Source organism: Serratia sp. PAMC26656, assembly GCF_016469055.2.
Lineage (GTDB): Bacteria > Pseudomonadota > Gammaproteobacteria > Enterobacterales > Enterobacteriaceae > Serratia > Serratia plymuthica.
Map to the genome: position 1 here is coordinate 1,998,831 of NZ_CP150486.1, position 23,642 is coordinate 2,022,472.

Below are 23,642 nucleotides of genomic sequence, written 5' to 3' on the forward strand. Positions count from 1 at the left end.
ATTTGATGGCATGCAGATACGGCCTGGCTAGTCATTGGCAGATAAGGTAATGGGATCCCGGGTATAAATGCCGTTAACCAGCCGCAACAGGCCAAGTGGGTTGCTGTCTTGCAACGGCGGAGGCAGTAACGCCGCGGGGTAATTCTGCAGGCAGACCGGGCGCAGGAAACGTTCGATGGCCAGCGTGCCTACCGACGTGCCGCGTGCATCGCTGGTTGCCGGATAAGGGCCGCTGTGCACCATGGCGTCACAGACTTCTACTCCGGTGGGATACCCGTTGAACAGTACCCGCCCGGCCTTGCGAGTCAGCAATTGGGCCAGCGGTGACGCGTCGGCGTGATCATCTTCCTCCGCCAGCAGGGTGGCGGTCAGTTGCCCTTGCAGGCTTTCCAGCACGGCGGCCAGTTGACGGTTGTCTTCCACTGCCACCAGGATCGCCACTGGACCAAAAACTTCCTCCTGCAGCAAAGGGTTGCCGCTCAGCAACAGGTTGACGTCGGTCTGATACAGTTGCGGTGCGGCAAGGTACGGCTGCTGCTCGCGGGTGCCGGCCAGATGGCGAATGCCCGGCACCTCATCGAGTGTTTTTAATCCATTACGGTAATGCGTCAGCGTGTCGGCATTCAGCATTGGCTGGGGTGCGGCAGCATTTATCTGGGTGTTTAACTCGTTAATCAGCTGGCTGAATGCTGCACTCTGTAGGCCGAGAATCAACCCTGGCTTGGTGCAGAACTGGCCACACCCCAGGGTGAATGAGGCAACCAGTTCCTGAGCGATTTTCTGCCCACGTCGGGCCAGAGCCTGGGGCATCACGATCAGCGGGTTAATGCTCGACATTTCGGCGAACACCGGAATAGGCTGCGGGCGGCGCATGGCCAGATCGAACAGGGCTCTGCCACCCCGGAGTGAGCCGGTAAAGCCCACCGCCTGAATTGTCGGGTGTTGCACCAGCTCTGCGCCGATGCGATCGCCGTAAATCATGTTGAACACCCCTGCCGGGATTTGCAGCTGCACTCGGGCCTGTTCAATCGCCTGCGCGGTCAGTTCTGCGGTGATCATATGACCGCTGTGCGCCTTGAACACGACCGGGCAACCCGCAGCCAGCGCGGCCGCCGTGTCACCGCCAGCGGTGGAGAACGCCAGCGGAAAGTTGCTGGCGCCGAACACCGCTACCGGGCCGATAGCGGTGCGATACTGCCGCAGATCCGGGCGCGGTAATGGTGTTCGCTGCGGCAGGGCGCAGTCTATGCGTGCGCCGTGCATATCACCGCGACGCAACAGAGTGGCGAATAACCGCATCTGACCGCTGGTTCTGGCGCGCTCACCGCTCAGGCGAACCAATGGCAGGGCGGTTTCCTGCATGGCGAACGCGAAGAAATCCTCCTCCAGCGCGTCCAACTGATCGGCAATGGCATCAAGAAACGCCGCCCGGCGCTCGGCGCCGATGTGCGAATATGCGGTGAAGGCCTGCGCGGCGGCCTCGGCTGCGGCTGCGGCTTCAGCGGCGGTGGCCTGATGGAAGCGGTGACCGGTTGGCTGGCCGTTATCGGCACGCAGGCTGACCAACGTAGCTTCTCCGCTGGCCCGGCGTTCACCGCCGATAAACTGTTGGCCGCTGATGGTATAGATGTTGGGCATGTATCCCCCGTCAGGAAAATGAGAGTGCCCGGCAGACGGCCGGGCGAAGCTGGCGATTACAGGCCGACATCCGGCAGTTCGGGGCGGTTTGCCAGCGCTTTTTTGATCACTGCCGTGACTTCCGCCAAGGTATCGCCTTGCAACGCCAGGCGCGGAGGACGGGTCACTGCGCTACCGCGCCCCACCAGTTCTTCACACAGCTTGATGCACTGCACCAGATCCGGCCGCGCATCGAGGTGCAGCAGCGGCATAAACCAGCGGTATAGCGACAACGCTTCTTCGAAGCGTTTTTGCTTCGCCAGGCGGAACAGCGTTTCTCCCTCACGTGGGAAGGCGTTGGACATCCCGGATATCCAACCTTCGGCCCCGACGGCGATGCTTTCCAGCACCACGTCATCCAGCCCGGCGAAAAGGACAAAACGATCGCCAACCTCGTTGCGTAGATCGATGAAGCGGCGGGTGTCGCCGGAGGAGTCTTTGAAACACACGATATTTTCGCAGTCGACCAGCGAGGTCAGGATGTCGGGCGTTACGTCGTTTTTGTAAATGGGTGGGTTGTTGTAGACCATGATCGGCAGATCGGTGGCGGTGGCGACGCTGCGAAAGTGCGCGGCGGTTTCGTGGGGTTTGGCGGAGTAAACCAGTGCAGGCATCACCATAATGCCGTCGACACCCACTTTTTGCGCTTCGCGTGCCATATTGCGCGTAAAGGCGGTAGTGAATTCGGCGATGCCGGCGAGCACCGGTACCTGGCCTTGGGCCGCATCTCGCGCTACCTCAATGACTGACAGCTTTTCCTGTACCGTCAATGACGTGTTTTCGCCGACGGTGCCGCACACCACCAGACCTGAAACGCCGTCCTTGACCAGGTTTTTGATCACCGTATGAGTGGCGTCGAGATCCAGAGAGAAATCACTGCGGAACTGGGTGCTGACCGCCGGGAACACGCCGCTCCATTTAATGGCTTTATGACTCATAGTGTTTATCCTGTCGTCCAAGTTTGTTAATCGATGGTGAACTATTGGTGAAATTCAACCACAGATTGACCTGTATTGTTCGCAGGGGCTTGACGGTTTTCGCCGAATGCCACGACGAAATTGGCACAGTAACGCAGATCATCGGGCGGCAAAAAACTGAGGGTTCTTCCGCAGAGAAAAGAGAGCAGGGGGAGTAATATCAGCCGGTTAAGGAATTATCGTCAGCCGGAAATCGCGAGGGGTCAAGCCGGTCATCGACTTGAACTGACGGCTGAAAGCGCTGTGATCGGTATAGCCGCACTGCAGGGCAATGTCGGTGATGGGTAAATCACCGGCCAGCAATTCGGTCGCTTTTTCCAGCCGAACCTTATGGATCATCTGGCGTGGCGTGAGGTGAAAAATGCGTTTGCAGTAGCGTTCGATCTGCGCCACGGAAAGAGCGGTGAGCGTTGTTAACTCCTCGAGGGCGATCGGCCGGGCGTAATGCTGGCGAATATAGACATCGATGGCCGCCAGCCGTTGAAAGGCCGGGTGATTGGCTTTGGCCTCCTGCAGGTCATGCGAGATGCCCGCCATGCCAATGATTTTGCCCTGCGCGTCATACAGCGCCAGTTTTTGCGTCAGGCACCAGCCGGTTTCCCGACCGTTATACAGATGCATTTCCAACTGATCCTGAATCAGCACCCCGTGGCGTAACACCCGGAGATCCTGCTCGGTGTAACCTGAGCCAAGCTGGGCGGGAAAGACGTCCGCTGAGGTTTTTCCCAGCAATGGCATGACGGTTTTAAACCCACAGCGCTTGGCCAGCGTCAGGTTGGCCAACAGGTAACGTGCTTGCGCATCCTTGATAAAGAACACCACGTTGGGGATGGCGTTGAGCAGCGGGGCGATCAGCGCCAGCGAGTTCAGCAATTCGTGCAGGTTGTTGGGGCGCTGTTGCGCCAGGCCATCGCACAGGCGGGACAGTTGTTCTACGGCGAATACGTCATCTTCCTGCTCATCAATAACGGGCTGGGGAGGAATAACAACCTGATGGTCATGGGCTAATCGCATAGCAATACCTTTTCCCGCTGTTTGACACCGAACCTGAGGCGGTTCGGGCAGGCCATTCTTGGCGCCGTTAATCAATATTAACTTTCTGATAACTTTTCAAGCGCAGCTGCCAAATATGCGCATTGCCGCATACTTTTTCTTTTTGCAGATCAGTTTTTAGCAAATAAAACGGCTGCCGCCTCGCAGTTTTAGAAATAACACATCAATAACGCAATGATAAATAAGTCATTCTTATGGCGTTCAAAACGGAGCTGTGTGGCGTCGGTTAAACGCCGCTGCGGGTATTGTGCTGATTTCTGCATTTGCCGCGCCGAAATGCATCAAGCCGCCATCGGCGTATTCGGTCAGGCTAAGGCTATCGGTAACATGTCATTAACCCAGGAGATTCCGATGGCACTTTCTTCGCATTTCACCGGACTGCGGGCAATCGATTCCCACACCGGCGGGGAACCCACCCGATTGATTATTGAGGGATTCCCCGATCTGGGCAGCGGCAGCATGGCTGAACGCAAGGCATTGTTTGCACAGCAGTATGACGACTGGCGCTGCGCCGTCATTCTGGAGCCTCGCGGCAATGATGTGCTGGTAGGGGCATTGCTGTGCCAGCCCTGTTCACCGCAGGCTGCCGCCGGGGTGATTTTCTTCAACAATGCCGGTTATCTGGGCATGTGCGGCCACGGCACTATCGGGCTGGTTGCCTCGTTGGCCTATCTGGGGCGGATCGGCGTCGGGGAGCATTTGATTGAAACCCCTGTCGGTACGGTCAATGCGACGCTGCACCAGGACGGCAGCGTTACGGTGGAAAACGTGCCCGCCTACCGTTATCGCCGACAGGTAGCGGTCGACGTGAAGGACTATGGCGTAGTGACGGGGGATATTGCCTGGGGGGGAAACTGGTTTTTCCTGGTTGCCGAACATCCTCTTGCCATTACTACGCAAAATCTGGAGGCGCTGACCGCCTTCTGCTGGGCGGTACGACAGGCGCTGGAGCTGGCGGGCGTTTATGGGGAAGACGGCGGTGTTATCGATCATATTGAACTGTTCGCCGCCGACCTGCAGGCTGACAGCCGTAACTTCGTGCTATGCCCCGGCAAGGCCTATGACCGTTCGCCCTGCGGTACCGGCACCAGTGCCAAGTTGGCTTGCCTGGCGGCTGACGGCAAATTGCCGCCGGATGAGGTATGGCGCCAGGCGAGCGTGATTGGCAGTGAGTTCAGCGGCTATTACCGGCGCAATGGCGATCGCGTAATCCCCTTTATTCGCGGGCAAGCTTACATTTGCGCCGACAGCCGGTTGCTGCTGGATGAGCGTGATCCCTTCGCCTGGGGAATACGTTGATGGCCGCCGGCAGGCACGCGGAGGCGATAGTGGTGGGCGCCGGTATTATCGGTGCAGCTTGTGCCTGGCGGCTGGCGCAGGAAGGGCATCAGGTGTTACTGGTGGATAATCAGCGCCCCGGTGCGACGGCAGCAGGCATGGGGCACCTGGTCTGTATGGACGATAATCCCGCTGAATTGGCCTTAAGCGCTTATTCGTTGCAACTGTGGCGCGGGGTGCTGGAGCGCATGCCGGAGAGTTGTGCCTGGCGCGGTTGCGGCACGTTATGGCTGGCGGAGCGGGAAGACGAGATGGCTATTGCCGAACGGAAGCTGCGGCGAATGGCGGAATATGGCGTGCTTAGCGAGACGCTCAGTGCTGCGCAGATTGCTCGTCTTGAGCCCATGCTGCGGCCCGGTCTGGCGGGTGGGTTGCAGGTGCCGGGCGACGGCATCGTCTATGCGCCCAACGTCGCCCGATGGTTACAGGTTGATGCCGGGCCGACAATCAGGGGGATTGTTGACGAGGTGGTCATGTTGGAGGAACAGGCGGTGGTGCTGGCCAGCGGTAAGCGCCTGACGGCATCTGTAGTGGTGCTTGCCTGCGGCCTGCAGGCCGATAGGTTGTTGGCGCAGCCGTTGCTGAAAGCCAAAAAAGGGCACTTGGCGATCACCGATCGCTATCCGCAGAGGGTACGCCACCAATTGGTTGAATTAGGTTATGGTGCCAGCGCACATGCCAGCGACGGCACTTCAGTGGCATTTAACGTTCAGGCGCGCCCAACAGGCCAACTGCTGATTGGTTCTTCGCGACAATTTGATTCACCCGACGCCGATATCGACTTGCCGTTGCTGGCGGCAATGCTGATGCGCGCGGAGGCCTTTTTACCCGCGCTGTCGCAACTGAATATTATCCGCTGCTGGACAGGTCTGCGCGCCGCGTCGGCCGATGGTTTGCCGCTATTGGGGCCGCACCCGCAACATCGCTGGCTATGGTTGGCATTGGGGCATGAGGGGTTGGGGGTGACGACTGCGTTAGGCAGTGCCGCACTGATTGCGGCGCAGATCCAGAATCACCGGCCGGCGATTGACGATACGCCCTATCTTGCTGCACGGATGTTTAGCGCGGAGGCATTGTCGGTATGAGCGAAGAACAGAGTTTGCTGATGCTAACAATTGATGGTGAAAGCCTGCGCGTGCCGGAGGGTTGCAGCGTGGCAGCAGCTCTTAACCTGAGCGGGCAGGATCGCTGCCGTTACTCGATCTGTCGGTTACCGCGAGCGCCGTTTTGCGGCATGGGTATTTGCCAGGAGTGTCGTGTCACGGTGAATGGTCTGCGGCGGCTGGCGTGCCAGACTCTGTGTCAGCCTGGGATGCATATTGAGAGGATCAATGATGAGTAACTTCGCATGCGACGTGCTGATTATCGGCGCAGGGCCGGCCGGGTTAGCCGCAGCTTGCACCGCAGCACGAAGCGGCCGGTCGGTGCTGATGCTTGACGATAACCCTTACCCAGGTGGACAAATTTGGCGCGATGGGCCGGGAGTAATATTGCCGGTACTTGCGCAGCAGTATCGGCAGGCCGTTGGGGCGCTGAATAACGTGACGTTGCTTAACGCCGTCAAAATCGTGGCCCACTGCGGGCGGCAGCAAATCCTCTATGAGGGCGCGGCGGATAGTGGACTCATCGATTATCAACGCGTGATCTTGTGTTGCGGTGCGCGGGAGCTTCTGTTGCCGTTTCCCGGCTGGACGTTACCTGGGGTGACCGGTGCCGGTGGGTTGCAGGCACAGATAAAGCAGGGGGTGCAAATTAAAGGGGAACGGGTGGTCATTGCCGGCAGCGGGCCGTTGCTGCTGGCGGTGGCCGATAGCGTTGCCAAAGCCGATGGCGAAGTGGTGTTGCTGGCGGAACAAGCCTCCGCCCAGCGGTTGGCGGGGTTCGCCAGCGGACTGTGGCGCTGGCCGACGAAGCTACGCCAATCATTGACCCTGCTAAATCGCCGTTATCGCCCTGACAGCTATGTGCTGGCGGCATTAGGTGGGCAACGGTTGGAGGCGGTGAGGGTTCAGCAGGGCAGGCGAGTGGTGATGCTGCCTTGCGATCGGTTGGCCTGCGGTTTTGGACTGGTGGCAAATATTGAGCTGGCGATGCTTTTGGGGTGCCGCATTTCCAACCATAGGATCGCTGTGGACGAGTGGCAGCAAACCAGTGTGCCGCAGATTTATGCCGCCGGAGACTGTACCGGCGTTGGCGGCAGTGAGTTGGCGCTAGCCGAGGGAGCCATCGCCGGTTATGTCGCAACCGGCAATATGGAACAGGCGCAGGTATTAATGGTACAGCGTGATAAGTGGCGGCATTTCGCTGGAGCGGTAGAGCGCGCTTTTATGCTAAACCCTGCGCTGAAAGCACTGGCGATGCCCGACACGCTGTTGTGCCGCTGCGAGGATGTGCCGTTGGGGCAGGTCTGTGAGTTCTCTGGCTGGTCGGCGGCCAAGCTGGGCAGCCGCTGCGGCATGGGAGCCTGTCAGGGCAAGATTTGCGCGACGGCGGCACGTCACCTTTTTGGTTGGCCGTTGATGGCCCCACGGATCCCATTGACGCCGGCCAGAACAGAAACGCTGGCCCGGCTGGGCCGCATCGAGAGCGACGGATAAGCATGCTACACTCAGGCAGAGTAACCGGAGAGATCGGGTGGGCAAAGGATGACGAATGCACTGATTACGCTGGCACTATGTCTGTTGCTGATACCGTTGTTGTTATGGCTGATTGGCCGTGCTCTGTCTGTTGCAAAGGATAAGAAACCAGAGAGAAATAAGTCTAAACCTAAGGCTGGCATGCCGCACGGCGATGATCAATAACTGGCAGGGTGACAGGGTTCGGTATGCCGAACCCGTTGCCTGCTTTGTTAGTACTGTGGCCAGTAATAGGTTTTCTCGTGCCAGCCTTTGCCATACATGCAGGCTTCAATGGTCGCCGAGCGGGCGGCCTCATTGCGATCATTCTGCACCGTTTTGAACGAGGGCTGTTTTTCGTAACGGTAGCCTTCTGGGCAATCCTTCTTGTCTTTTTTACAACTCTTGTATTGGTTTTCGTAGGCAAACTCAAAATCTCTCACCATATCTGGCGGAAAACGTTCATACCCTTTGCCTTTGCATTCGGCATATTCCGCATCGCGGGTGGCGTTGCCAGCGCCGGGTTTTTCCCATTGGGTGCAGGCGGTCAGTGTCAAGAATGGCAAAATAATCAAAAAATTATACGTCTTCATGGTCTCCCTAACTCTTTCTGTCGTCCTAAATACACGTGCTAAGAATTATCCTAGGCAACGCAAGGCAGGAGTGTAATCAACTGATGTTAAAATTGGAAATGATAATAGTTATTGTTTATGTAAGATTGAGGTTACGCTGGCGAAGCCTATAATCTGTGGCTTTAAAGTCGCAGCCGATAACGCTGTGGGTATGTGCTGATGTTTTGGGCTCAGGGGAGAATGGCATGCGACGTACGCTCGTTTTACTTTCGGTATTACTGGCGCTGGCCTTGCTTCTGCCCTGGGCAAGCCGTTATTTACCACCAGGCTATCATCCTTTCTCTCCTTTAACGCTGGACGATCCCCCAACCCTGGTCACCCGTCTTAAACTGCGGTCGTTGGCCAATGATCCTGTGGCTTGCATGGCCATTTTGACTCAGGCCAGGGACGCGGGGCGTATCGGTTTTAGCCTGCCTGGTGATAGCCAGGGCAAATGCCCGCTGGTTGCGCCAGTACGGGTGCAGAATTTTGGTGAGGTACGCCTCAGCTCCAGTTTTCTTGCCAGTTGCCCGCTTGCGCTGAGCAGCGCAATGTTCGTTGGACAAATCGCCGCGCCGCAGGCACAACGACAGTTTGGCTTGAGGCTGGCGCGTATTGACCATCTTGGCAGCTACGCTTGTCGCAACATCTATCATCGACCAGTGGGAAGGCTCAGTGAGCATGCCACTGCGGAGGCTTGGGATATTGCCGGTTTCCGTTTGGCGAATGGTCAACGGCTGACGATATTGCGCGACTGGCCGGAGCAAAGCACTGCGGGAAGCTACCTTAGAGCGCTGTTCGAAGAGGGATGTGGCTTTTTCGGCAGCGTGCTAGGCCCGGAATATAATGCCGCTCATGCAAATCATTTTCATTTTGGCATGCGGGGGTATGGGTTGTGCAGGTAAATGGTAATGGTGAAAACGAGTAATAAAGCAATAATATTTTTTAGTTATAGTGTCGGAGCTAAGTTTTTTCTGATTTTATGTTCAGTATATTTATAGGATTTTTACCTAAGAGGTGCGGTTTATTTTTAGCTGCGGTAGGGGTTAGGAAAAAAGGTCACTTGATTTGTGCAGGGTTATCCAACTTTTAAATCCAGACAGAATTAAAACTATTATTCAAATGGCCAGTAATGCGATTGCAATTCACCTATAAATTTTTTAGATTCAGGAGCGATAAATGATTTTCATGATGATGAAGGCGTGAATAAGGGAGTCTTATTTGTTGAATAAACCTGAAATACCTAAAGATAACGATAATTTACCTTCATTATCAGATGATTATGATCGATTTAGGAATCTTTCCGAGGTTGGCGATGCCTTTGGTTATGGCCGTACTCGTTTTTATCAATGGTGTCGGGGGCGAGGTTTTCTTACTCTGATGAATGCGCCTTCCCCAGAGATGATAAGCCGAGGATACATGCTAACTGGACTGTCGGAAACCGGCTACCCGCGAGTTTATGTCACAGAGGACGGATTTAACTATGTGGGTGGGATTTTTCAAGATGATATCAAGAAACGTATGGTTAAATTTTAAATAGATTACAAAAATACTTATTTATTTCAATATAATAACAAAGAATTTTCCTAGTATGACGGAGCATTGTCTGATCATCATCGCGATGGGCAGTGAAAACTGGTTTTCCGCCGGACGTCTCCCCAGCCCACTGGAAGTTATCCTATTTTTCTATTGATGGCGCGCTGCCGCCTATTCTCTTGCTACTATAAAGATTGGTTTTTTTCCAGGAGCTCAGGATGAAGCATTACGCTGCGTTATTTATTACAACCATACTGTTGTCTGGCTGCGCCACGCAGGCGGTTCCGCCGCAACAGGCTGAGTTGCCGCCCCCCAGCCGATTGATGCTTTATCAGAATGTGCCGCAAACGCCTTATGCCACGGTGGTGGTGGTGCGTGACAGCGGGATGTTGGCGGGGAGTTGCCGCACCGGGGTTTATATCAACGGGGAGTTTGCGGCATCGCTGGCAGCAAAAGAGAAGGCCGAGTTTCGAGTGCCGGTGGGGAATAACGAAGTTAGCATCGGACAGGATATGATCGAAAATAGTCTGTGCATCTGGCGCGATACCAGCGGCCGGTTACCGATGACGCTGCGCGCCGGTGAGAGCCGTTACTTCCGCATTGCGGGCGATATGCAACGCGGTTTTGTGCTACAGGCCGGCAGGCCGTAACCAGGCGGGGCGCAGTCAGCGCCCCTGCCACCATCCCCACAGAGTAATCAATAGCCACGCTGCAGCAATCCAGCACAACACCGCCGCACCCAATGCCCAAGACAATCTCATACTGTTGATAAAAAAATACAGCGAGATTAGATACACCAGATAGGGCAGAACCGCCCACATGCCAAAAATCAGCGTGGTTCTCAGCGCTTCGATCGAGCGTTCACTGCCGACAATGTAATGCGCAATCAGTGCAAAGGTGGGAAATAGCGGCACCAGGCCGGCAATATAGTAGCTGCGACTTTTGGCCAGCAGGCCGATTAAGACTACGACCAAAGCGCCGATCAGCGCTTTAACGAGGATGCCCATAAGTTTCTCTGGCGTAAATAAAAATACACTGCCCGAAATAATGTGGGAGATCAATTGCTCACGAAAATCGTGAGAGAAACGGGCCTGCGGGAATGGCAGGCCGGATGGACGGCAGCTTACTGACGGTAAGCGTGCTTAATTTGTTGGATACTGTTTTTAAAGATTTCGGCCTGAGCCGGGTCTTCAATCTGTGCGATAAAGCGTTCCATTTTGATAATGACTTTCCCGGCATCCGCCTGACCGATCGATTTCAGGATCAGCGTCAGCGTTGCTTTAAGACAGGCGACTTCTGTCGCCAGCGTTTCCGGGTTTGCAGACGTAGTGAAGTCAACGTTGCTCATTTTCTCTCCTGATTTTTGGGCCGTAGCCTGAAACAATATGCATTTTGATGCGCATCAGCACCGATTTCATTCACTCTGGCATGCAGATGCGTATTTATCTGGGCGCGGAGTATAGCATAGCATCCGATATCCATCTGCACAGATAGCGCTGGAACTGCACCATTCAGCGGTTATCGGTACGCTAACGCGGCGGTTATCTGTTGTGGGCTATAGAGCAGGTGTGCAGTGGATTAATGAATACCCCGGCATCCGTTCGGCAACGGGAACGAGGCAGAATAAGTGACAGTTATTTCGGTGGGGTTAATAAGTATTTGCCCGCTATGTTATTATCAACTTATGGGGGCTATTCTAATTATCAACGTGGCTGTCTTGCTCTTTGACACCTAATTTTCTGCTGAATAATTTCGCTCTCGCGACGTTTTTTCCAGATAAGCAGAACGGCAGTCATCGTCTTGTTTTATTTCAATGAATTACAACGCAATTGCATTCGTGTTAATATTATCGATGTTGCTATTGCTTACATTGATTTTACCCATGCTTTATGAGTGGCGCGGTATCATAGGCTGGAATCATACCCAGTAATATTTACGCTGTGGGGGTTTGCCCCGCAGAGAGCGGCTTTATCGGGCTGGGCGGATGACTAAAATTCAAAAATCAGCGCCGTTTCGCAAAGTTAATCGGGGGTTAGTATTAATCTGTGTTCATTCTTGGCCGAAAAACAAGTAATATCTCAGGCTATAACAGAGGCTGATTGCGTTACTCCCTTTTTTTGGAGATTTTTCCTTGATTAGCGTTCTTCTTGTTGATGACCACGAACTGGTGCGCGCAGGGATACGACGCATTCTTGAAGATATCAAAGGTATAAAAGTTGTCGGGGAGGCCCAGTGCGGTGAAGACGCCGTGAAATGGTGCCGTGGCAATGCTGTAGATATCGTTCTTATGGATATGAATATGCCGGGCATTGGCGGGCTGGAAGCTACGCGCAAGATTGTACGTTATGCGCCCGACGTTAAAGTCATCATGTTGACTATTCATACTGAAAATCCATTGCCTGCCAAGGTGATGCAGGCAGGTGCTGCAGGCTACCTGAGTAAGGGGGCGGCACCGCAGGATGTGGTTAACGCCATCCGGTCGGTGCAGGCAGGCCAGCGCTACATCGCATCGGACATTGCCCAGCAGATGGCATTGAGCCAACTGGAACCGCAGACGGAAACCCCGTTCAGTTGCCTGTCTGAACGTGAACTGCAGATTATGCTGATGATCACCAAAGGCAAAAAGGTTAATGAGATCTCGGAACAACTGAACCTCAGTCCTAAAACGGTGAACAGTTACCGTTATCGTATGTTCAGTAAACTGAATATCAGCGGTGACGTCGAATTGACACACTTGGCTATCCGACACGGATTGTTCAATGCGGAGACGTTGTTAAGCAGTGAGTGACCGTTTTGATGCCAAAGCTTTTTTAAGCACCGTAACCAGCCAGCCTGGCGTCTACCGTATGTATGACGCCACTGGTACGGTTATCTATGTCGGTAAAGCCAAAGATCTGAAAAAGCGCCTCGTCAGTTATTTCCGCCAGCAGGTGGGAAGCCGAAAAACCGAGGCGCTGGTTAAAAATATCGCACAAATAGATGTAACTGTTACGCACACCGAAACAGAAGCGCTATTACTGGAACATAACTACATAAAGTTATACCAGCCGCGATATAATGTTCTTTTGCGAGACGATAAATCTTATCCGCTGATCTTCCTTAGCGCAGACAGTCATCCGCGGTTGGCGGTTCATCGTGGCGCTAAACATGCCAAGGGTGAATATTTCGGCCCGTTTCCCAACTCTTATGCCGTGCGCGAGACATTAGCGCTGTTGCAGAAGCTCTTCCCGATACGGCAGTGCGAGAACAGCGTGTACCGCAACCGCTCGCGCCCTTGTTTGCAGTATCAGATCGGGCGTTGCCTGGGGCCTTGCGTCGCCGGATTGGTGAGTGAGGAAGAATATCAACAGCAGGTAGACTATGTGCGCCTGTTCCTGTCCGGCAAGGATCAGCAGGTGTTGCATCAGTTGATTGAGCGGATGGAAAACGCCAGTAAGGCTTTGAATTTCGAAGATGCAGCGCGTATCCGCGATCAAATCCAGGCGGTGCGGCGTGTGACGGAGCGCCAGTTCGTTTCGGGCAATAGCGACGATCTGGACGTGATAGGCGTGGCGTTTGACGCCGGTATGGCCTGCTTGCACGTGTTGTTTATCCGCCAAGGCAAAGTGTTGGGCAGTCGCAGCTACTTCCCGAAGGTGCCGGGCGGTACCGAGATGAGCGAAGTGGTACAGACGTTTGTCGGGCAGTTCTATTTACAGGGCAGCCAGGCTCGCACCCTGCCAGCGGAAATCCTGCTAGACTTCAATCTGCCTGAAAAAGACCTGTTGGCGGAGTCGCTGTCCGAGTTGGCTGGCCGCAAGATTCAAATCCAAAGTAAACCGCGTGGCGATCGTGCACGTTACCTTAAACTGGCGCGAACCAACGCCGCAACTGCTTTGACAACCAAGCTTTCGCAACAGTCGACGATTCATCAGCGGTTGGCAGAACTGACGAAGATCCTGAATCTTTCCGAGATTAACCGCATGGAATGCTTTGACATCAGCCACACGATGGGTGAGCAGACGGTCGCTTCCTGCGTGGTGTTCGACGGCAACGGACCGCTGCGTTCGGAATATCGGCGCTATAATATCACCGGCATTACGCCAGGGGATGACTATGCCGCCATGGCGCAAGTGCTGAAACGACGCTATGGTAAAGCTCTGGAAGAGAACAAAATCCCGGACGTTATTTTTATCGATGGCGGTAAGGGCCAGCTTGGTATGGCGATCGACGTGTTCAACTCGCTGAATGTCACCTGGGATAAAAACAAACCTTTGCTGATTGGTATCGCCAAAGGCGCCGATCGCAAAGCCGGCCTGGAAACATTGTTCTTTGTACCGGAAGGTGAGGGGATTTCTCTGCCTTCGGATTCGCCGGCGCTGCATGTGATCCAGCATATCCGCGATGATTCGCATAACCATGCGATCACCGGGCACCGGCAGAAAAGGGCAAAAGTTAGAAATACCAGCGCGTTGGAACTGATCGACGGCGTTGGGCCAAAACGGCGACAGGTGCTGTTGAAGTATATGGGTGGACTTCAACCATTATTGAACGCCAGCGTTGAGGAAATTGCAAAAGTGCCGGGTATTTCACAAGCATTGGCAGAAAAGATCTACAATGCATTGAAACACTGAGGGCAATGTAGCAACATACTCTTAATTCCCACTCCAGCCAGATAGTTACCGTAGCATTATGCAATTGAATATACCGACTTGGCTTACTCTGTTTCGCGTAGTTCTGATCCCATTCTTTGTTCTGGCATTTTACCTGCCGTTCACCTGGGCTCCGATGGTTTGCGCCGTCATCTTTGTATTTGCTGCCATAACCGACTGGTTTGATGGGTTCCTGGCTCGTCGCTGGAAGCAAACTACCCGTTTTGGGGCGTTCCTCGACCCGGTAGCGGACAAAGTGATGGTGGCGGTGGCGCTGGTGCTGGTAGCCGAGCACTATCATACCTGGTGGATCACCCTGCCTGCGGCGACCATGATTGCCCGTGAAATTATCATCTCATCGCTGCGTGAGTGGATGGCGGAGATCGGTAAACGCAGCAGTGTGGCGGTATCGTGGATTGGCAAAGTTAAAACCATGGCGCAAATGATGTCGCTGGTGGGGCTGCTGTGGCGCCCGGAACGTACCGTTGAGTATGTGTCCTTCGGCCTGTTGTACATCGCGGCAGTGCTGACTTTCTGGTCAATGTTCCAATATTTGAACGCGGCCCGGAAAGATTTGCTTGAACCCTGATCAAAGCGCTGCAAAAATCGTCAAACAAACGTAATGAGACAACAATTTTATTGACTCATTACGTCAGGTAAGTAGAATGCATCGCATCAGACGGCAGCAGTGAATCGCCGAAAGATAGCAAAAAAATCAGTAGGTTCTGATTGATGCGGGAATAGCTCAGTTGGTAGAGCACGACCTTGCCAAGGTCGGGGTCGCGAGTTCGAGTCTCGTTTCCCGCTCCAAATTAAACAAAGCTGGTGTTTCACGAGCTTTGGCCTGAAGAAGGCAGCAGAATTAAGGCGCGTTAACAAAGCGGTTATGTAGCGGATTGCAAATCCGTCTAGTCCGGTTCGACTCCGGAACGCGCCTCCAATTTTCCCGAGCCCGGGTGGTGAAATCGGTAGACACAAGGGATTTAAAATCCCTCGGCTTATGGCTGTGCGGGTTCAAGTCCCGCCCCGGGTACCAGGGAAAATAATTCCAGAATAATCAAAGCAATATGCAGTAATGTCGTGACCGCCGGAAGGCGGTTTTTTTGTGCCTGAAAAACGCCAAGTGGCGATGAAATGGCGATGGGTTGGCGGTAAAGATATTGAGCCCGCATTGTGCGGGCTCTTTGTTATAGCGACAGGTTGAGCTGATCACGCCCATAGTGGGACGTGGGGAAGGCGTCTTGCGGGATAAAGTCGGGCGGCAATTCTTCGCGCGGGCCGCGCTTTGTTACCAGCCTTTCAACGCTGTTTAGCGTCGTGAACGTGATGCTGCATTCGAAATTCTGACACTGATGATATTGGCGTATCGTCATTTCACTGAGACGGCGACTGGTGCGGGTACGGGCCATAGCACCGCAGATCGGGCAAACAAACATGATGGCCTCCCATGGCGGGAGTTGAACTCCCCGTTATTATGGCTGTCACTTCTCACTTTCCGCAATCCATTCAGGTATTTTAGCCTCCAGCTCCAGTCGCGTGGTAAAGCCGTTCCTGTCGATCGAATGGCTCGCCCTGGCGATTATCCAATCCTGATTATCAATATCCGTTTTAAATCCCGATACCGTGCCATGCTGCTCAGGGTATAAATCGGCGCGGCCGTAGGCCAGGGTAAGGGTAAATTCAGCGGCTCCGCGCTTCAGCTGCTGCCATTTTGCAGCCGCGGCTCGTTTGGCGGCCGTTTCGTTATTGTAAGTTTTGCGCAGGACATAGACGTTACCGTCGGCCCCCTCGATGTAATCACCCTCGCGGCTGCTGCTGCGCTGCACTTTCTTTTTCGCCGGCTTGCGGGCCTTCACCGTGACCTTTTTCTTTTTCCCGAATTCCAGATCGAGCCAGTACGCGCGCACGCCGGTATAGGCATCACGATCGGCAATTCGGAAGGTGTGACGATCGCCGCTGCTGCGGGTGATGGCGAAGGAGGGGAGCGCCTTGCCGTTGGCGCTGACGCCGCCGCCGGGCAGGATAAACAGTAGGCTGCCATTTTTCACCGTGGCAATGGCGCCCAGCATTTCGGCCATGCGCGTCAGAAAGGACATATCGCTTTCTTGCGTCTGGTCGGCGTGGTCGATCTCCACTTCCATGAGCTGCTGCGAGATGATGGCCTTCAGGTTGTAGCGACGGGCGATCGCTGACACCACCCGCTCTACGGTGACGTCATGCCAGGACACTTCGCGCTTGACGTTGAACTCGTCGCGAAAATCGGCGCTGCGCGCGGTGATCGTCAGCGTATCAGGTGGCCCGGCGTGCGCCACTTCATCGACGATAAAAATGCCTTTGTAAACCAGCGCTTCACCGTGCCAGCCCATTGACGCGGCCACCTCGGCGCCACGCGGAGGCAGCTGCAGCTGGCCGTCAGTATCGTCCACCGTGATCGTCAGCTCGTCGGCCTCAAAGCCGCGGTTGTCGGTCATCTCCAGCGACAAGACGCGTTCATCCAGCGCGGTTAACTCTTTGCCGCCAAGCAGGACGCTGAATGCAGGCACGCGCGACAGCTCCGTCTGGTAATCGTTGAACGTGCTGGCGCCGCTATCCAGCAGTGATTTGGCCTTGTCGATCGCGTCAGTAGTCAGTGCCATGGCTCCCCCTTTGGCACTGATGGTTTCATGCGCGCGCGACAGGTAAAACCGTGCGTTGTTGTCGCCGGCGGATGACAACCAGCGCCGCGTGTTGCGCCGGCGTTTTTCGGCGAATATCACCACGAACTCACAAGCATGATGGCGGTACAGTATGACCGACAATTTCTTCCATGGTGCGCGCGTCAAGGAAAACACCGACCTGCAGACCGCGATCAATGACGTTGACTCAACGGTCATTGGTCTGGTCGCGGTGGCGGATGATGCTGACGCAACCACCTTCCCGTTAGACACGCCGGTACTGATCACACGGGTAATCAGCGTACTCGGCAAGGCCGGTAAAACCGGTTCGCTCTATAAATCCCTGAAGGCCATTTCCGACCAGGTCAGCACCCGAGTGATTGTGGTGCGCGTGGCGGCGGCCGGCACTGAAGAGGGGGCGAAAACGCAGTCGCAGCTGATTATCGGCGGCTCCCAGGCGGACGGCAGCTATACCGGTATGTTCGCGCTTTTGACCGCCGAGCAGAAAGTCGGATATCGGCCGCGTATTATCGGCGTGCCGATGTATGACACGCAGGAAGTGACCGCACAACTGCGGGTGATTGCCAAGCAGTTGCGGGCATTTTCTTACAGCTATTGCGACGGCTGCGAGACGATCGCCGAAGCAAAAGCCTATCGCAAGCAGTTTGCCGAGCGTGAGGGCATGCTGATCTGGCCGAATTTCATCGCCTATAACCCGGAGAGTGGCAAGAACGAAGAGTTCCCGGCGGTGGCTTACGCGCTGGGGCTCCGGGCGAAGATCGACAACGAGCAGGGATGGCATAAGTCGCTGTCGAACGTGGCTGTTAGCAACGTGCTCGGCATCACCAAAGACGTTTTTTGGGCGCTGCAGGCGGAGGACTCCGACGCCAACGAGCTGAACGCCAATGAAGTCACCACGCTGATTAAGCGAGACGGCTACCGCTTCTGGGGCAACCGCACCACGGACAAAAACGAGTACATCTTCGAGGTGTACACCCGTACCGCGCAGATCCTGGCGGATACCATCGCGGAGGCGCAATTTACCACGGTAGACAGCCCGCTTACGCCGGCAAACGTCAAGGATGTGGTCAGCGGTATCAATGCCAAGCTGCAGGGGCTGGTCACCGCCGGCCGGTTGATTGGCGCCGCGTGCTGGTTCGATATCGTCGATAACCCGACAACCCGCATTCGGCAGGGCAAAGTTGTGGTGCGTTACAACTACAGCCCGGTGCCGCCACTCGAAGATCTGACCATGATCCAGACCTTCACCGATCAATACTACGAAGCGGCTTTCGCGTCGCTGGGAGGGGCATAAGTGGCTATCCCTAAAAAGCTCCGGCTGTTCACGCTGTATGTGGACGGTACCAACCACATCGGCAAGATCCCCAGCGTCACCTTGCCAAAGGTCACCCGCAAGACGGAGGACTATCAGGGCGGCGGCATGCAAGGCGCCGTAGCGGTAGACCTCGGCCTTGACGGAGGCGCGCTCGATGCGTCGATGGTGGTCGGCGGCGTCGTTGAAGAGCTGATCCTCAAGTACGGCGGCGATATTGACGAAATGCGCCTGCGTTTCGTCGGTGAAATCTACAGCGGCGGCACCAGTTCGCTGATGGAGGTGGAGATGCGCGGTCGCATCACCGAAATCGATCCGGGTGAGGCCAAGCAGGGCGATGATACCAACCACACCTACGCCATCAAGAACACCTACTACAAGCTGTCGGTGGATGATAAGGCGTTGCTGGAAATCGATCTGCTGAACTTCATCTACAAGCGCGACGGGAAAAACTTGTACCCCGATCGCATCGTGTCAGCCCTCGGCCTCGGCGGCTGATCGGCAACCCTAAACCCACTTTAAAGGCGGCACGCGTGGCCGCCTGGAGAACATGCACATGTCCGTAACACTCACCACGCCGATTAAACGCGGCAACAGCGAGATCACCACTGTCACCATCACCGACACCATCAAGCAAGCCGGTTCACTGCGTGGCCTGCGTCTGGTCGACGTGCTCAACTTTGACTATGACTCTGTTTCAACGCTGCTAACGCGCGTCACTGCGCCGGCACTGACCGCCACCGAAATCGCCACGCTGGATACCGGTGACTTTGTGGCGTTCATTGAAGAGATGACGCCTTTTTTGACCAAAGCGGCGCCGTCCGTACCGAACGTGGCGGAGACGGGGAACAAGTAAGGGAACCGCTGTTTGTCAGCGTTGACGATCTCATCGCTGACATTGCTGTAGTTTTTCACTGGCCGCCCTCCGAGATGTACGGCATGGAGCTGCGCGAGCTGATGGCATGGCGCCAGCGCGCCGCCATCCGCAGCGGCAACCATGACGATAACGAGGACGACCATGGATCTTAATATTCGCGTTGCGTTCAACGCGATCGACAAACTCACCCGCCCGGTTAAAGCCGCTAGCAAAGCTGTTAGCGGCCTTTCTGATTCCCTCAAGAAAACACAAGGTGCCGCAAAAAATCTGGACAAGCAGGCCGCCAGCTTTGACCGTTTGCGCTCGCAGGCCAACGACACGGCGCAGAAACTCAAAACCACGCAGCGGGCCTTTGACGGGCTTAACCAGAAGCAGCGCGAAGGTGGCCAGCTTACTGAATCCCAGGCCGCGCACCTGGAAAACCTGCGCGGCAAACTCACCCGACTGACGCAAACCTACAACCAGCAGACGGCCAAGCTACGAGAGACGGCCCAGGCGGTGCGGCAGCACGGCGTCAACCTGTCAGCCGGCAGCGGTGCGGTACAAAGCGCCATCCGGCGGACTGAGCAATACAACCGCCAACTGGAACGGGAGCGCCGTCAGTTGGCGGCTGTTACACAAGCGCAGGCAAAGTACACGCGCGCCAAAGACAGCGCCGGCAAGTTGCGCAGCGCGGGCATGGGGATGGCGGTTGGCGCCGCTGCAGGCGGATACGCTGGCGGCCGGTTTCTGTCGCCGGCGTTGAGCTTCGATAAGGAAATGTCCAGGGTTCAGGCGCTGACACGAATCGATAAAAAGTCCGATGACTTTACCGCGTTGCGTGAGCAGGCAAAAAAGCTTGGCGCAGAAACGGCCTTTACGACCACTGATGCTGCGCGGGGGCAGTCATTCCTTGCAATGGCCGGCTTTACGCCTGCATCAATTCGCGCAGCCTTGCCCGGTGTGCTTGATATGGCACTGGCGGGCGACGTGGATCTTGGTGAAACCGCTGATATCGGTACGAATATTCTTTCTCAGTTTGCCCTTGATGCCTCTCAGATGGATCGCGTCAGTGACGTTCTGACGGGGGCATTCACTCGCACGAACACCAACCTTCGCGAACTCGGCGAAACCATGAAGTATACGGGGCCAGTCGCACAGGCGCTGGGTCTCACCCTTGAAGAGACTGCGACCCTCACTGGCGCGCTGGCTCGCATGGGAATCAAAGGCGGGGATGCGGGTACAGCGCTGCGTCGTAGCCTTTCCCGCCTGGCGTCACCGCCGAAAGCTGCGCAAAAAGCCTTGGAAGAACTCGGTGTTGAAGTCACTGACGCTACGGGTGAAATGAGAAAACCCTTCGATCTGTTGCTGGATATGCAACAGAAGCTGTCTAAATTCAAGGCCCCTAAGCAGATTGGATTTTTGAAATCCATTGCAGGTGAAGAGGGTTTCGTCGGGCTTCAGGCTATCGTTAACGGTGCCGGCGATGGGTATCTTCGAGATCTTTACGATGGGATTTCGAAGGCCCATGAGAACGGGGAAGCCCGTAGCACAGCAAAAAAAATGATGGATAACCTAACAGGCGATCTCATGGAGCTTGATAGCGCATGGGAAGGTTTCCGTATTGCTGTAAATGATACGGTGGATGGAACTTTCAGGCGGTTGACTCGGCCTCTCAGCGGCATTGTTAACAATATGATGTTGTGGGTTGACAAAAATCCTGAATTGGCAAAATCGATAGTGCTCGTTGCTGGCAGCGCTCTGGCGCTGACTGTTGCACTCGGTGGCGTGTCACTTGCCATGGGCTTACTTGTTGGGCCGCTGGCTAAACTGCGTCTTGGCTTCACACTGCTGACGGGCGGGCGCGGTCTGACGGGAACCGTTAGCGCACTGCGGGGCTTCGTTGGCGCCGGCGGCAACGCCATGGCGAGGGTCAGCGGCTGGTCGCGTGTGCTGACTTCGCTCTCTGGTGGTTTCCGTGGGCTGCTTGGCTCGCTGGCGCCGCTGCGCAGCATGCTGATGGGCGTATTTATGGCGCCGTCGGCAGCGCTGGGTTCATTGGTGCGTAGTGTGATGGGGTTGGCGTTGCGGCTGACGGGCCTGTCAACGCTATGGGGCATTCTCACCGGTGCTATTTCAGCGCTGGGGGCGGCACTGTCGTTCCTACTGAGTCCGATCGGGTTGATTGGCGCAGCCTTTGTCGCGGTCGGTGTACTGATTTGGAAATATTGGGAGCCGATCAAGGCGTTCTTTGTCGGCTTTGGTGCTGGCGTCATGGCGGCGCTGGCTCCGCTGCGTGATGCATTTGCCCGTATCGCGCCGATCTTTGGCGTGATTGGCGATGCCCTAGGCCGCGTGTGGGACTGGTTCACCAAGCTGCTGACGCCGATGCAGACCAGCAAAGACACGCTGGACAAATGCGCCAGCGCCGGCGAGACGTTCGGACGAGTGTTCGGCACCACGCTGCAGGTGCTGCTGTATCCGCTGTCAAAACTGATGGATGGTGTGGGCTGGCTGCTGGAGAAAATGGGCCTCATCCCGGATGGCATCGAGCAGGCCAGGCGCAAGGCCGAAGAGCTGCGCAATCAGCCCGCGATGTGGGAATGGGATCCGCAACAGAAAAAAATGGTGAAGAAAGGGTGGAGCTGGGCCGGCCCCGGTCTGCCTACTGGCCCGGCAACTGCTGATCCGAAGCTGGGCGGCTCGCCACCCCCGGCAATGACTGGCGACACGGGCACGCTACGCCGCCTGAACGAGATCGCCGACAATACCAAGGCGACCGCCGACAATACCAACGCCACCAAACGTATCGGGCCGGGGGATATTGTCTTCAAAAATCTGCCGCGCGCGCTGGCACTGCGTGGGGCGTACCAGGAAGCGCGGGTGATGCCGCAACCGGTGCCGCGTGTGGCGGCCGCTGCCGGTGGTGGGGTGCTCTCGGTGCCGTCGGCGTCACAGCCGGCCGAGATGGCGCCCGTTTCCGCGCCTGGTGGCGGTGGCCCCATCTTCCAGTTGGTCTTTAACGACGTCGGCCAACGTTCGGATCAGGAGCTGGAACGGATGGTGCGCAGCGCAGTGCGCGATGCGATGGCCAGCACAGTCAGGGGTAACCGCGGGTCATTCCGCGATCGAGATTAACGGGAGTCAACATTATGATGATGGTATTCGGGATGTTCGTTTTTACGCTGCGCACGGCGCCTTATCAGCAGCTGCGCCATTCGCAGGAGTGGCGCCACGTCAAGAACGATCGCATCAACCAGTCTGCGGGCTGGCAATATATCGGGGCAGGGGATGACAGTATCACGCTTGACGGTGTGCTCTACCCGGAGATCACCGGCGGCAATCTGTCTCTGTCGAGTCTTGAGACAATCGGCTTTACCGGCCGGCCCTGGCCGCTGATTGAGGGGGACGGGCGAATTTACGGCATGTATGTAATGACGCGGTTAGAGCGGGGGAAATCGGAATTTGACCGCTACGGCAACCCGAAAAAAATCGAGTTTTCCATCAGCCTGAGCCGTGTCGACAGCGATTTTCGCGAGAAGCTGCAAACGACCTCGGCGAGTGACATGCTCGGTGAACTGCGTACCAGCGCCAGCCGGGCGATCAGCTCGGTGACAAAATCAGTAAACGGTCTGTTTGGTTGAGGCATGGCGCGATCTGACTATACTCGATACCGGCAGATATAGATGGCACAGGCTGTACTGCAGGAGAAGAAAAGCCCCGATTGGGGCTTATATTATTCTGGTAGCTTTGGCCAGTTGATATCAGCCCCTTCCTTTGTCTCAATGCGGCTGAGAGCTACACGATAGTGCTTCCATTCTATCAACTTCTTTTTTTCCTGCTCAGTAGCAACATTGAGATCGACCGCATCCTGAAGTGGGCTGATGCGGCGCGCGATATTTGACACAAAAACTTGCGATATTTGACCCGCGCTTTTTGTTTCATGATGTGCAATAAAATTACTGTGTAAGTGCGACATCCGGGGGGGATGGGGGGGCCGCACACAAGATGGACAAGAAACTATTTGGCAAGCGGCGTTTTTAAGCAGTTGGTCAAACCTATAAATTGCGGACTTGGACTTGCAAGAAGCGACGATATCTTTTTCGGCGGGCACACCGATGCGCTCCCTTGGCCTAACGACAGCCTTGTCGGCCAACTCCTTCGATATATGGTATCTGTATTGCCCCACAGGCCCGGAGCGATAGATTATTTCATCTTGCACCATATACTTCAGTAGTTCGCCGATCCTCCCGCTATCCAACGTGGTGGCAGCACACAGACCACCATATGAAATACCGTCACAATTCTCGATTAATGCATATAGTTCTTTCGCTGATTTATCCATGAAAGCCTCCTCCTGA

25 protein-coding genes and 3 tRNA genes are annotated in these 23,642 nt (G+C 55.6%); 19 read left to right on the forward strand and 9 right to left on the reverse strand.

What is annotated here, in order from left to right:
* Nucleotides 1–27: 27 nt before the first annotated feature.
* From JEM67_RS10150 to JEM67_RS10160, 3 genes are all read right to left on the reverse strand, one after another.
* Nucleotides 28–1,638, reverse strand: a complete 1,611-nt coding sequence (locus JEM67_RS10150) for an aldehyde dehydrogenase (NADP(+)) (protein WP_199637154.1) — start codon at nucleotides 1,636–1,638, stop codon at nucleotides 28–30.
* Between the two features lie 56 nt (nucleotides 1,639–1,694).
* Nucleotides 1,695–2,615 (reverse strand): dihydrodipicolinate synthase family protein, encoded by a 921-nt coding sequence (locus tag JEM67_RS10155; protein WP_199637156.1) that lies wholly within the window; start codon nucleotides 2,613–2,615, stop codon nucleotides 1,695–1,697.
* A 207-nt stretch (nucleotides 2,616–2,822) separates the two neighbouring features.
* Nucleotides 2,823–3,668: an AraC family transcriptional regulator gene (locus tag JEM67_RS10160; RefSeq protein ID WP_199637158.1), complete on the reverse strand. Its 846-nt coding sequence runs from the start codon at nucleotides 3,666–3,668 to the stop codon at nucleotides 2,823–2,825.
* 390 nt (nucleotides 3,669–4,058) lie between these two features.
* Between JEM67_RS10160 and JEM67_RS10165 the strand changes: the two genes are divergently transcribed.
* The 4 genes from JEM67_RS10165 to JEM67_RS10180 are packed head-to-tail and all read left to right on the forward strand — an operon-like array spanning nucleotide 4,059 to nucleotide 7,642.
* Complete coding sequence (locus JEM67_RS10165; RefSeq protein ID WP_199637160.1) at nucleotides 4,059–5,006, forward strand: 4-hydroxyproline epimerase; 948 nt, start codon at nucleotides 4,059–4,061, stop codon at nucleotides 5,004–5,006.
* Nucleotides 5,006–6,130, forward strand: coding sequence for an NAD(P)/FAD-dependent oxidoreductase (locus JEM67_RS10170; RefSeq protein WP_199637162.1), 1,125 nt, complete (start codon nucleotides 5,006–5,008; stop codon nucleotides 6,128–6,130). Before JEM67_RS10165 ends, JEM67_RS10170 begins: the two co-directional genes overlap by 1 nt.
* Nucleotides 6,127–6,387 (forward strand): (2Fe-2S)-binding protein, encoded by a 261-nt coding sequence (locus tag JEM67_RS10175; protein WP_013812388.1) that lies wholly within the window; start codon nucleotides 6,127–6,129, stop codon nucleotides 6,385–6,387. Before JEM67_RS10170 ends, JEM67_RS10175 begins: the two co-directional genes overlap by 4 nt.
* Nucleotides 6,380–7,642: an NAD(P)/FAD-dependent oxidoreductase gene (locus JEM67_RS10180; protein ID WP_199637164.1), complete on the forward strand. Its 1,263-nt coding sequence runs from the start codon at nucleotides 6,380–6,382 to the stop codon at nucleotides 7,640–7,642. The genes JEM67_RS10175 and JEM67_RS10180 overlap by 8 nt, the downstream gene beginning before the upstream one ends.
* A 251-nt stretch (nucleotides 7,643–7,893) precedes the next feature.
* Here the strand turns inward: JEM67_RS10180 and JEM67_RS10185 are convergent, their stop codons facing one another.
* Nucleotides 7,894–8,253: a hypothetical protein gene (locus tag JEM67_RS10185; RefSeq protein ID WP_004942932.1), complete on the reverse strand. Its 360-nt coding sequence runs from the start codon at nucleotides 8,251–8,253 to the stop codon at nucleotides 7,894–7,896.
* 224 nt (nucleotides 8,254–8,477) lie between these two features.
* Here JEM67_RS10185 and JEM67_RS10190 point away from each other — a divergent pair, with 224 nt between their 5' ends.
* The 3 genes from JEM67_RS10190 (at nucleotide 8,478) to JEM67_RS10200 (ending at nucleotide 10,457) form a co-directional block, all read left to right on the forward strand.
* On the forward strand, nucleotides 8,478–9,176 hold the full coding sequence (locus tag JEM67_RS10190; protein WP_199637166.1) for an extensin family protein: 699 nt from the start codon (nucleotides 8,478–8,480) through the stop codon (nucleotides 9,174–9,176).
* A 319-nt stretch (nucleotides 9,177–9,495) separates the two neighbouring features.
* Nucleotides 9,496–9,807: a hypothetical protein gene (locus JEM67_RS10195; RefSeq protein WP_174270186.1), complete on the forward strand. Its 312-nt coding sequence runs from the start codon at nucleotides 9,496–9,498 to the stop codon at nucleotides 9,805–9,807.
* A gap of 218 nt (nucleotides 9,808–10,025) precedes the next feature.
* Nucleotides 10,026–10,457: a hypothetical protein gene (locus JEM67_RS10200; protein ID WP_013812393.1), complete on the forward strand. Its 432-nt coding sequence runs from the start codon at nucleotides 10,026–10,028 to the stop codon at nucleotides 10,455–10,457.
* A 15-nt stretch (nucleotides 10,458–10,472) separates the two neighbouring features.
* Here the strand turns inward: JEM67_RS10200 and JEM67_RS10205 are convergent, their stop codons facing one another.
* Both JEM67_RS10205 and JEM67_RS10210 read right to left on the reverse strand, forming a co-directional pair.
* Nucleotides 10,473–10,814: a GlpM family protein gene (locus tag JEM67_RS10205; protein ID WP_013812394.1), complete on the reverse strand. Its 342-nt coding sequence runs from the start codon at nucleotides 10,812–10,814 to the stop codon at nucleotides 10,473–10,475.
* A 116-nt stretch (nucleotides 10,815–10,930) separates the two neighbouring features.
* Nucleotides 10,931–11,155, reverse strand: coding sequence for a DUF2594 family protein (locus JEM67_RS10210; RefSeq protein ID WP_004942939.1), 225 nt, complete (start codon nucleotides 11,153–11,155; stop codon nucleotides 10,931–10,933).
* Between the two features lie 783 nt (nucleotides 11,156–11,938).
* Between JEM67_RS10210 and uvrY the strand changes: the two genes are divergently transcribed.
* The 6 genes from uvrY to JEM67_RS10240 all read left to right on the forward strand — a co-directional run bounded on the left by uvrY (nucleotide 11,939) and on the right by JEM67_RS10240 (nucleotide 15,474).
* A complete protein-coding gene (gene uvrY / locus JEM67_RS10215; RefSeq protein ID WP_004942941.1) occupies nucleotides 11,939–12,595 on the forward strand; it encodes a UvrY/SirA/GacA family response regulator transcription factor in 657 nt (218 codons plus the stop codon).
* Entirely contained in the window at nucleotides 12,588–14,420 is a 1,833-nt protein-coding gene (gene uvrC, locus JEM67_RS10220; RefSeq protein WP_199637168.1) for an excinuclease ABC subunit UvrC, read from the forward strand. Before uvrY ends, uvrC begins: the two co-directional genes overlap by 8 nt.
* 58 nt (nucleotides 14,421–14,478) lie before the next feature.
* Entirely contained in the window at nucleotides 14,479–15,027 is a 549-nt protein-coding gene (gene pgsA, locus JEM67_RS10225; protein WP_013812396.1) for a CDP-diacylglycerol--glycerol-3-phosphate 3-phosphatidyltransferase, read from the forward strand.
* A 145-nt stretch (nucleotides 15,028–15,172) separates the two neighbouring features.
* Nucleotides 15,173–15,248: transfer RNA gene (locus tag JEM67_RS10230), tRNA-Gly, on the forward strand.
* 56 nt (nucleotides 15,249–15,304) lie between these two features.
* Nucleotides 15,305–15,378: transfer RNA gene (locus tag JEM67_RS10235), tRNA-Cys, on the forward strand.
* 10 nt (nucleotides 15,379–15,388) lie between these two features.
* A tRNA-Leu gene (locus JEM67_RS10240) sits at nucleotides 15,389–15,474 on the forward strand.
* A 151-nt stretch (nucleotides 15,475–15,625) separates the two neighbouring features.
* Here JEM67_RS10240 and JEM67_RS10245 read toward each other — a convergent pair.
* Both JEM67_RS10245 and JEM67_RS10250 read right to left on the reverse strand, forming a co-directional pair.
* Entirely contained in the window at nucleotides 15,626–15,874 is a 249-nt protein-coding gene (locus JEM67_RS10245; RefSeq protein WP_199637171.1) for an ogr/Delta-like zinc finger family protein, read from the reverse strand.
* 45 nt (nucleotides 15,875–15,919) lie between these two features.
* Complete coding sequence (locus tag JEM67_RS10250; protein WP_199637501.1) at nucleotides 15,920–17,074, reverse strand: phage late control D family protein; 1,155 nt, start codon at nucleotides 17,072–17,074, stop codon at nucleotides 15,920–15,922.
* Nucleotides 17,075–17,225: 151 nt separating this feature from the next.
* On the opposite strand from JEM67_RS10250, the gene JEM67_RS10255 reads away from it, so the two are divergent.
* The 6 genes from JEM67_RS10255 (at nucleotide 17,226) to JEM67_RS10280 (ending at nucleotide 22,925) form a co-directional block, all read left to right on the forward strand.
* Entirely contained in the window at nucleotides 17,226–18,407 is a 1,182-nt protein-coding gene (locus JEM67_RS10255; RefSeq protein WP_199637174.1) for a phage tail sheath subtilisin-like domain-containing protein, read from the forward strand.
* The gene (locus JEM67_RS10260; RefSeq protein WP_048233361.1) at nucleotides 18,408–18,923 is read left to right on the forward strand and encodes a phage major tail tube protein; all 516 of its coding nucleotides are present in this window, start codon (nucleotides 18,408–18,410) and stop codon (nucleotides 18,921–18,923) included.
* A 58-nt stretch (nucleotides 18,924–18,981) separates the two neighbouring features.
* Entirely contained in the window at nucleotides 18,982–19,281 is a 300-nt protein-coding gene (locus JEM67_RS10265; protein WP_199637176.1) for a phage tail assembly protein, read from the forward strand.
* An 83-nt stretch (nucleotides 19,282–19,364) separates the two neighbouring features.
* On the forward strand, nucleotides 19,365–19,454 hold the full coding sequence (locus tag JEM67_RS10270) for a GpE family phage tail protein (protein ID WP_233527774.1): 90 nt from the start codon (nucleotides 19,365–19,367) through the stop codon (nucleotides 19,452–19,454).
* Nucleotides 19,423–22,419 (forward strand): phage tail tape measure protein, encoded by a 2,997-nt coding sequence (locus tag JEM67_RS10275; protein WP_233527775.1) that lies wholly within the window; start codon nucleotides 19,423–19,425, stop codon nucleotides 22,417–22,419. The genes JEM67_RS10270 and JEM67_RS10275 overlap by 32 nt, the downstream gene beginning before the upstream one ends.
* Nucleotides 22,420–22,433: 14 nt before the next feature.
* Nucleotides 22,434–22,925, forward strand: a complete 492-nt coding sequence (locus JEM67_RS10280; protein WP_199637178.1) for a phage tail protein — start codon at nucleotides 22,434–22,436, stop codon at nucleotides 22,923–22,925.
* Nucleotides 22,926–23,017: 92 nt separating this feature from the next.
* Here the strand turns inward: JEM67_RS10280 and JEM67_RS10285 are convergent, their stop codons facing one another.
* Nucleotides 23,018–23,626 carry a tail fiber assembly protein gene (locus JEM67_RS10285; RefSeq protein WP_233527776.1) on the reverse strand — a complete coding sequence of 203 codons (609 nt, stop codon included), beginning with the start codon at nucleotides 23,624–23,626 and terminating at the stop codon, nucleotides 23,018–23,020.
* Nucleotides 23,627–23,642: the final 16 nt, after the last annotated feature.

Bases quoted from the DNA above. Each gene is read 5' to 3' on its own strand.
- JEM67_RS10250 (WP_199637501.1), bottom strand. From the start codon at position 17,074: ATGGCACTGACTACTGACGCGATCGACAAGGCCAAATCACTGCTGGAT.
- JEM67_RS10210 (WP_004942939.1), bottom strand. From the start codon at position 11,155: ATGAGCAACGTTGACTTCACTACGTCTGCAAACCCGGAAACGCTGGCG.
- JEM67_RS10205 (WP_013812394.1), bottom strand. From the start codon at position 10,814: ATGGGCATCCTCGTTAAAGCGCTGATCGGCGCTTTGGTCGTAGTCTTA.
- JEM67_RS10185 (WP_004942932.1), bottom strand. From the start codon at position 8,253: ATGAAGACGTATAATTTTTTGATTATTTTGCCATTCTTGACACTGACC.
- JEM67_RS10170 (WP_199637162.1), top strand. From the start codon at position 5,006: ATGGCCGCCGGCAGGCACGCGGAGGCGATAGTGGTGGGCGCCGGTATT.
- JEM67_RS10200 (WP_013812393.1), top strand. From the start codon at position 10,026: ATGAAGCATTACGCTGCGTTATTTATTACAACCATACTGTTGTCTGGC.
- JEM67_RS10265 (WP_199637176.1), top strand. From the start codon at position 18,982: ATGTCCGTAACACTCACCACGCCGATTAAACGCGGCAACAGCGAGATC.
- JEM67_RS10280 (WP_199637178.1), top strand. From the start codon at position 22,434: ATGATGATGGTATTCGGGATGTTCGTTTTTACGCTGCGCACGGCGCCT.
- JEM67_RS10275 (WP_233527775.1), top strand. From the start codon at position 19,423: ATGACGATAACGAGGACGACCATGGATCTTAATATTCGCGTTGCGTTC.
- JEM67_RS10270 (WP_233527774.1), top strand. From the start codon at position 19,365: ATGGAGCTGCGCGAGCTGATGGCATGGCGCCAGCGCGCCGCCATCCGC.
- JEM67_RS10160 (WP_199637158.1), bottom strand. From the start codon at position 3,668: ATGCGATTAGCCCATGACCATCAGGTTGTTATTCCTCCCCAGCCCGTT.
- JEM67_RS10245 (WP_199637171.1), bottom strand. From the start codon at position 15,874: ATGTTTGTTTGCCCGATCTGCGGTGCTATGGCCCGTACCCGCACCAGT.
- JEM67_RS10175 (WP_013812388.1), top strand. From the start codon at position 6,127: ATGAGCGAAGAACAGAGTTTGCTGATGCTAACAATTGATGGTGAAAGC.
- pgsA (WP_013812396.1), top strand. From the start codon at position 14,479: ATGCAATTGAATATACCGACTTGGCTTACTCTGTTTCGCGTAGTTCTG.
- JEM67_RS10285 (WP_233527776.1), bottom strand. From the start codon at position 23,626: ATGGATAAATCAGCGAAAGAACTATATGCATTAATCGAGAATTGTGAC.
- JEM67_RS10180 (WP_199637164.1), top strand. From the start codon at position 6,380: ATGAGTAACTTCGCATGCGACGTGCTGATTATCGGCGCAGGGCCGGCC.
- JEM67_RS10150 (WP_199637154.1), bottom strand. From the start codon at position 1,638: ATGCCCAACATCTATACCATCAGCGGCCAACAGTTTATCGGCGGTGAA.
- JEM67_RS10255 (WP_199637174.1), top strand. From the start codon at position 17,226: ATGACCGACAATTTCTTCCATGGTGCGCGCGTCAAGGAAAACACCGAC.
- JEM67_RS10190 (WP_199637166.1), top strand. From the start codon at position 8,478: ATGCGACGTACGCTCGTTTTACTTTCGGTATTACTGGCGCTGGCCTTG.
- JEM67_RS10155 (WP_199637156.1), bottom strand. From the start codon at position 2,615: ATGAGTCATAAAGCCATTAAATGGAGCGGCGTGTTCCCGGCGGTCAGC.
- JEM67_RS10165 (WP_199637160.1), top strand. From the start codon at position 4,059: ATGGCACTTTCTTCGCATTTCACCGGACTGCGGGCAATCGATTCCCAC.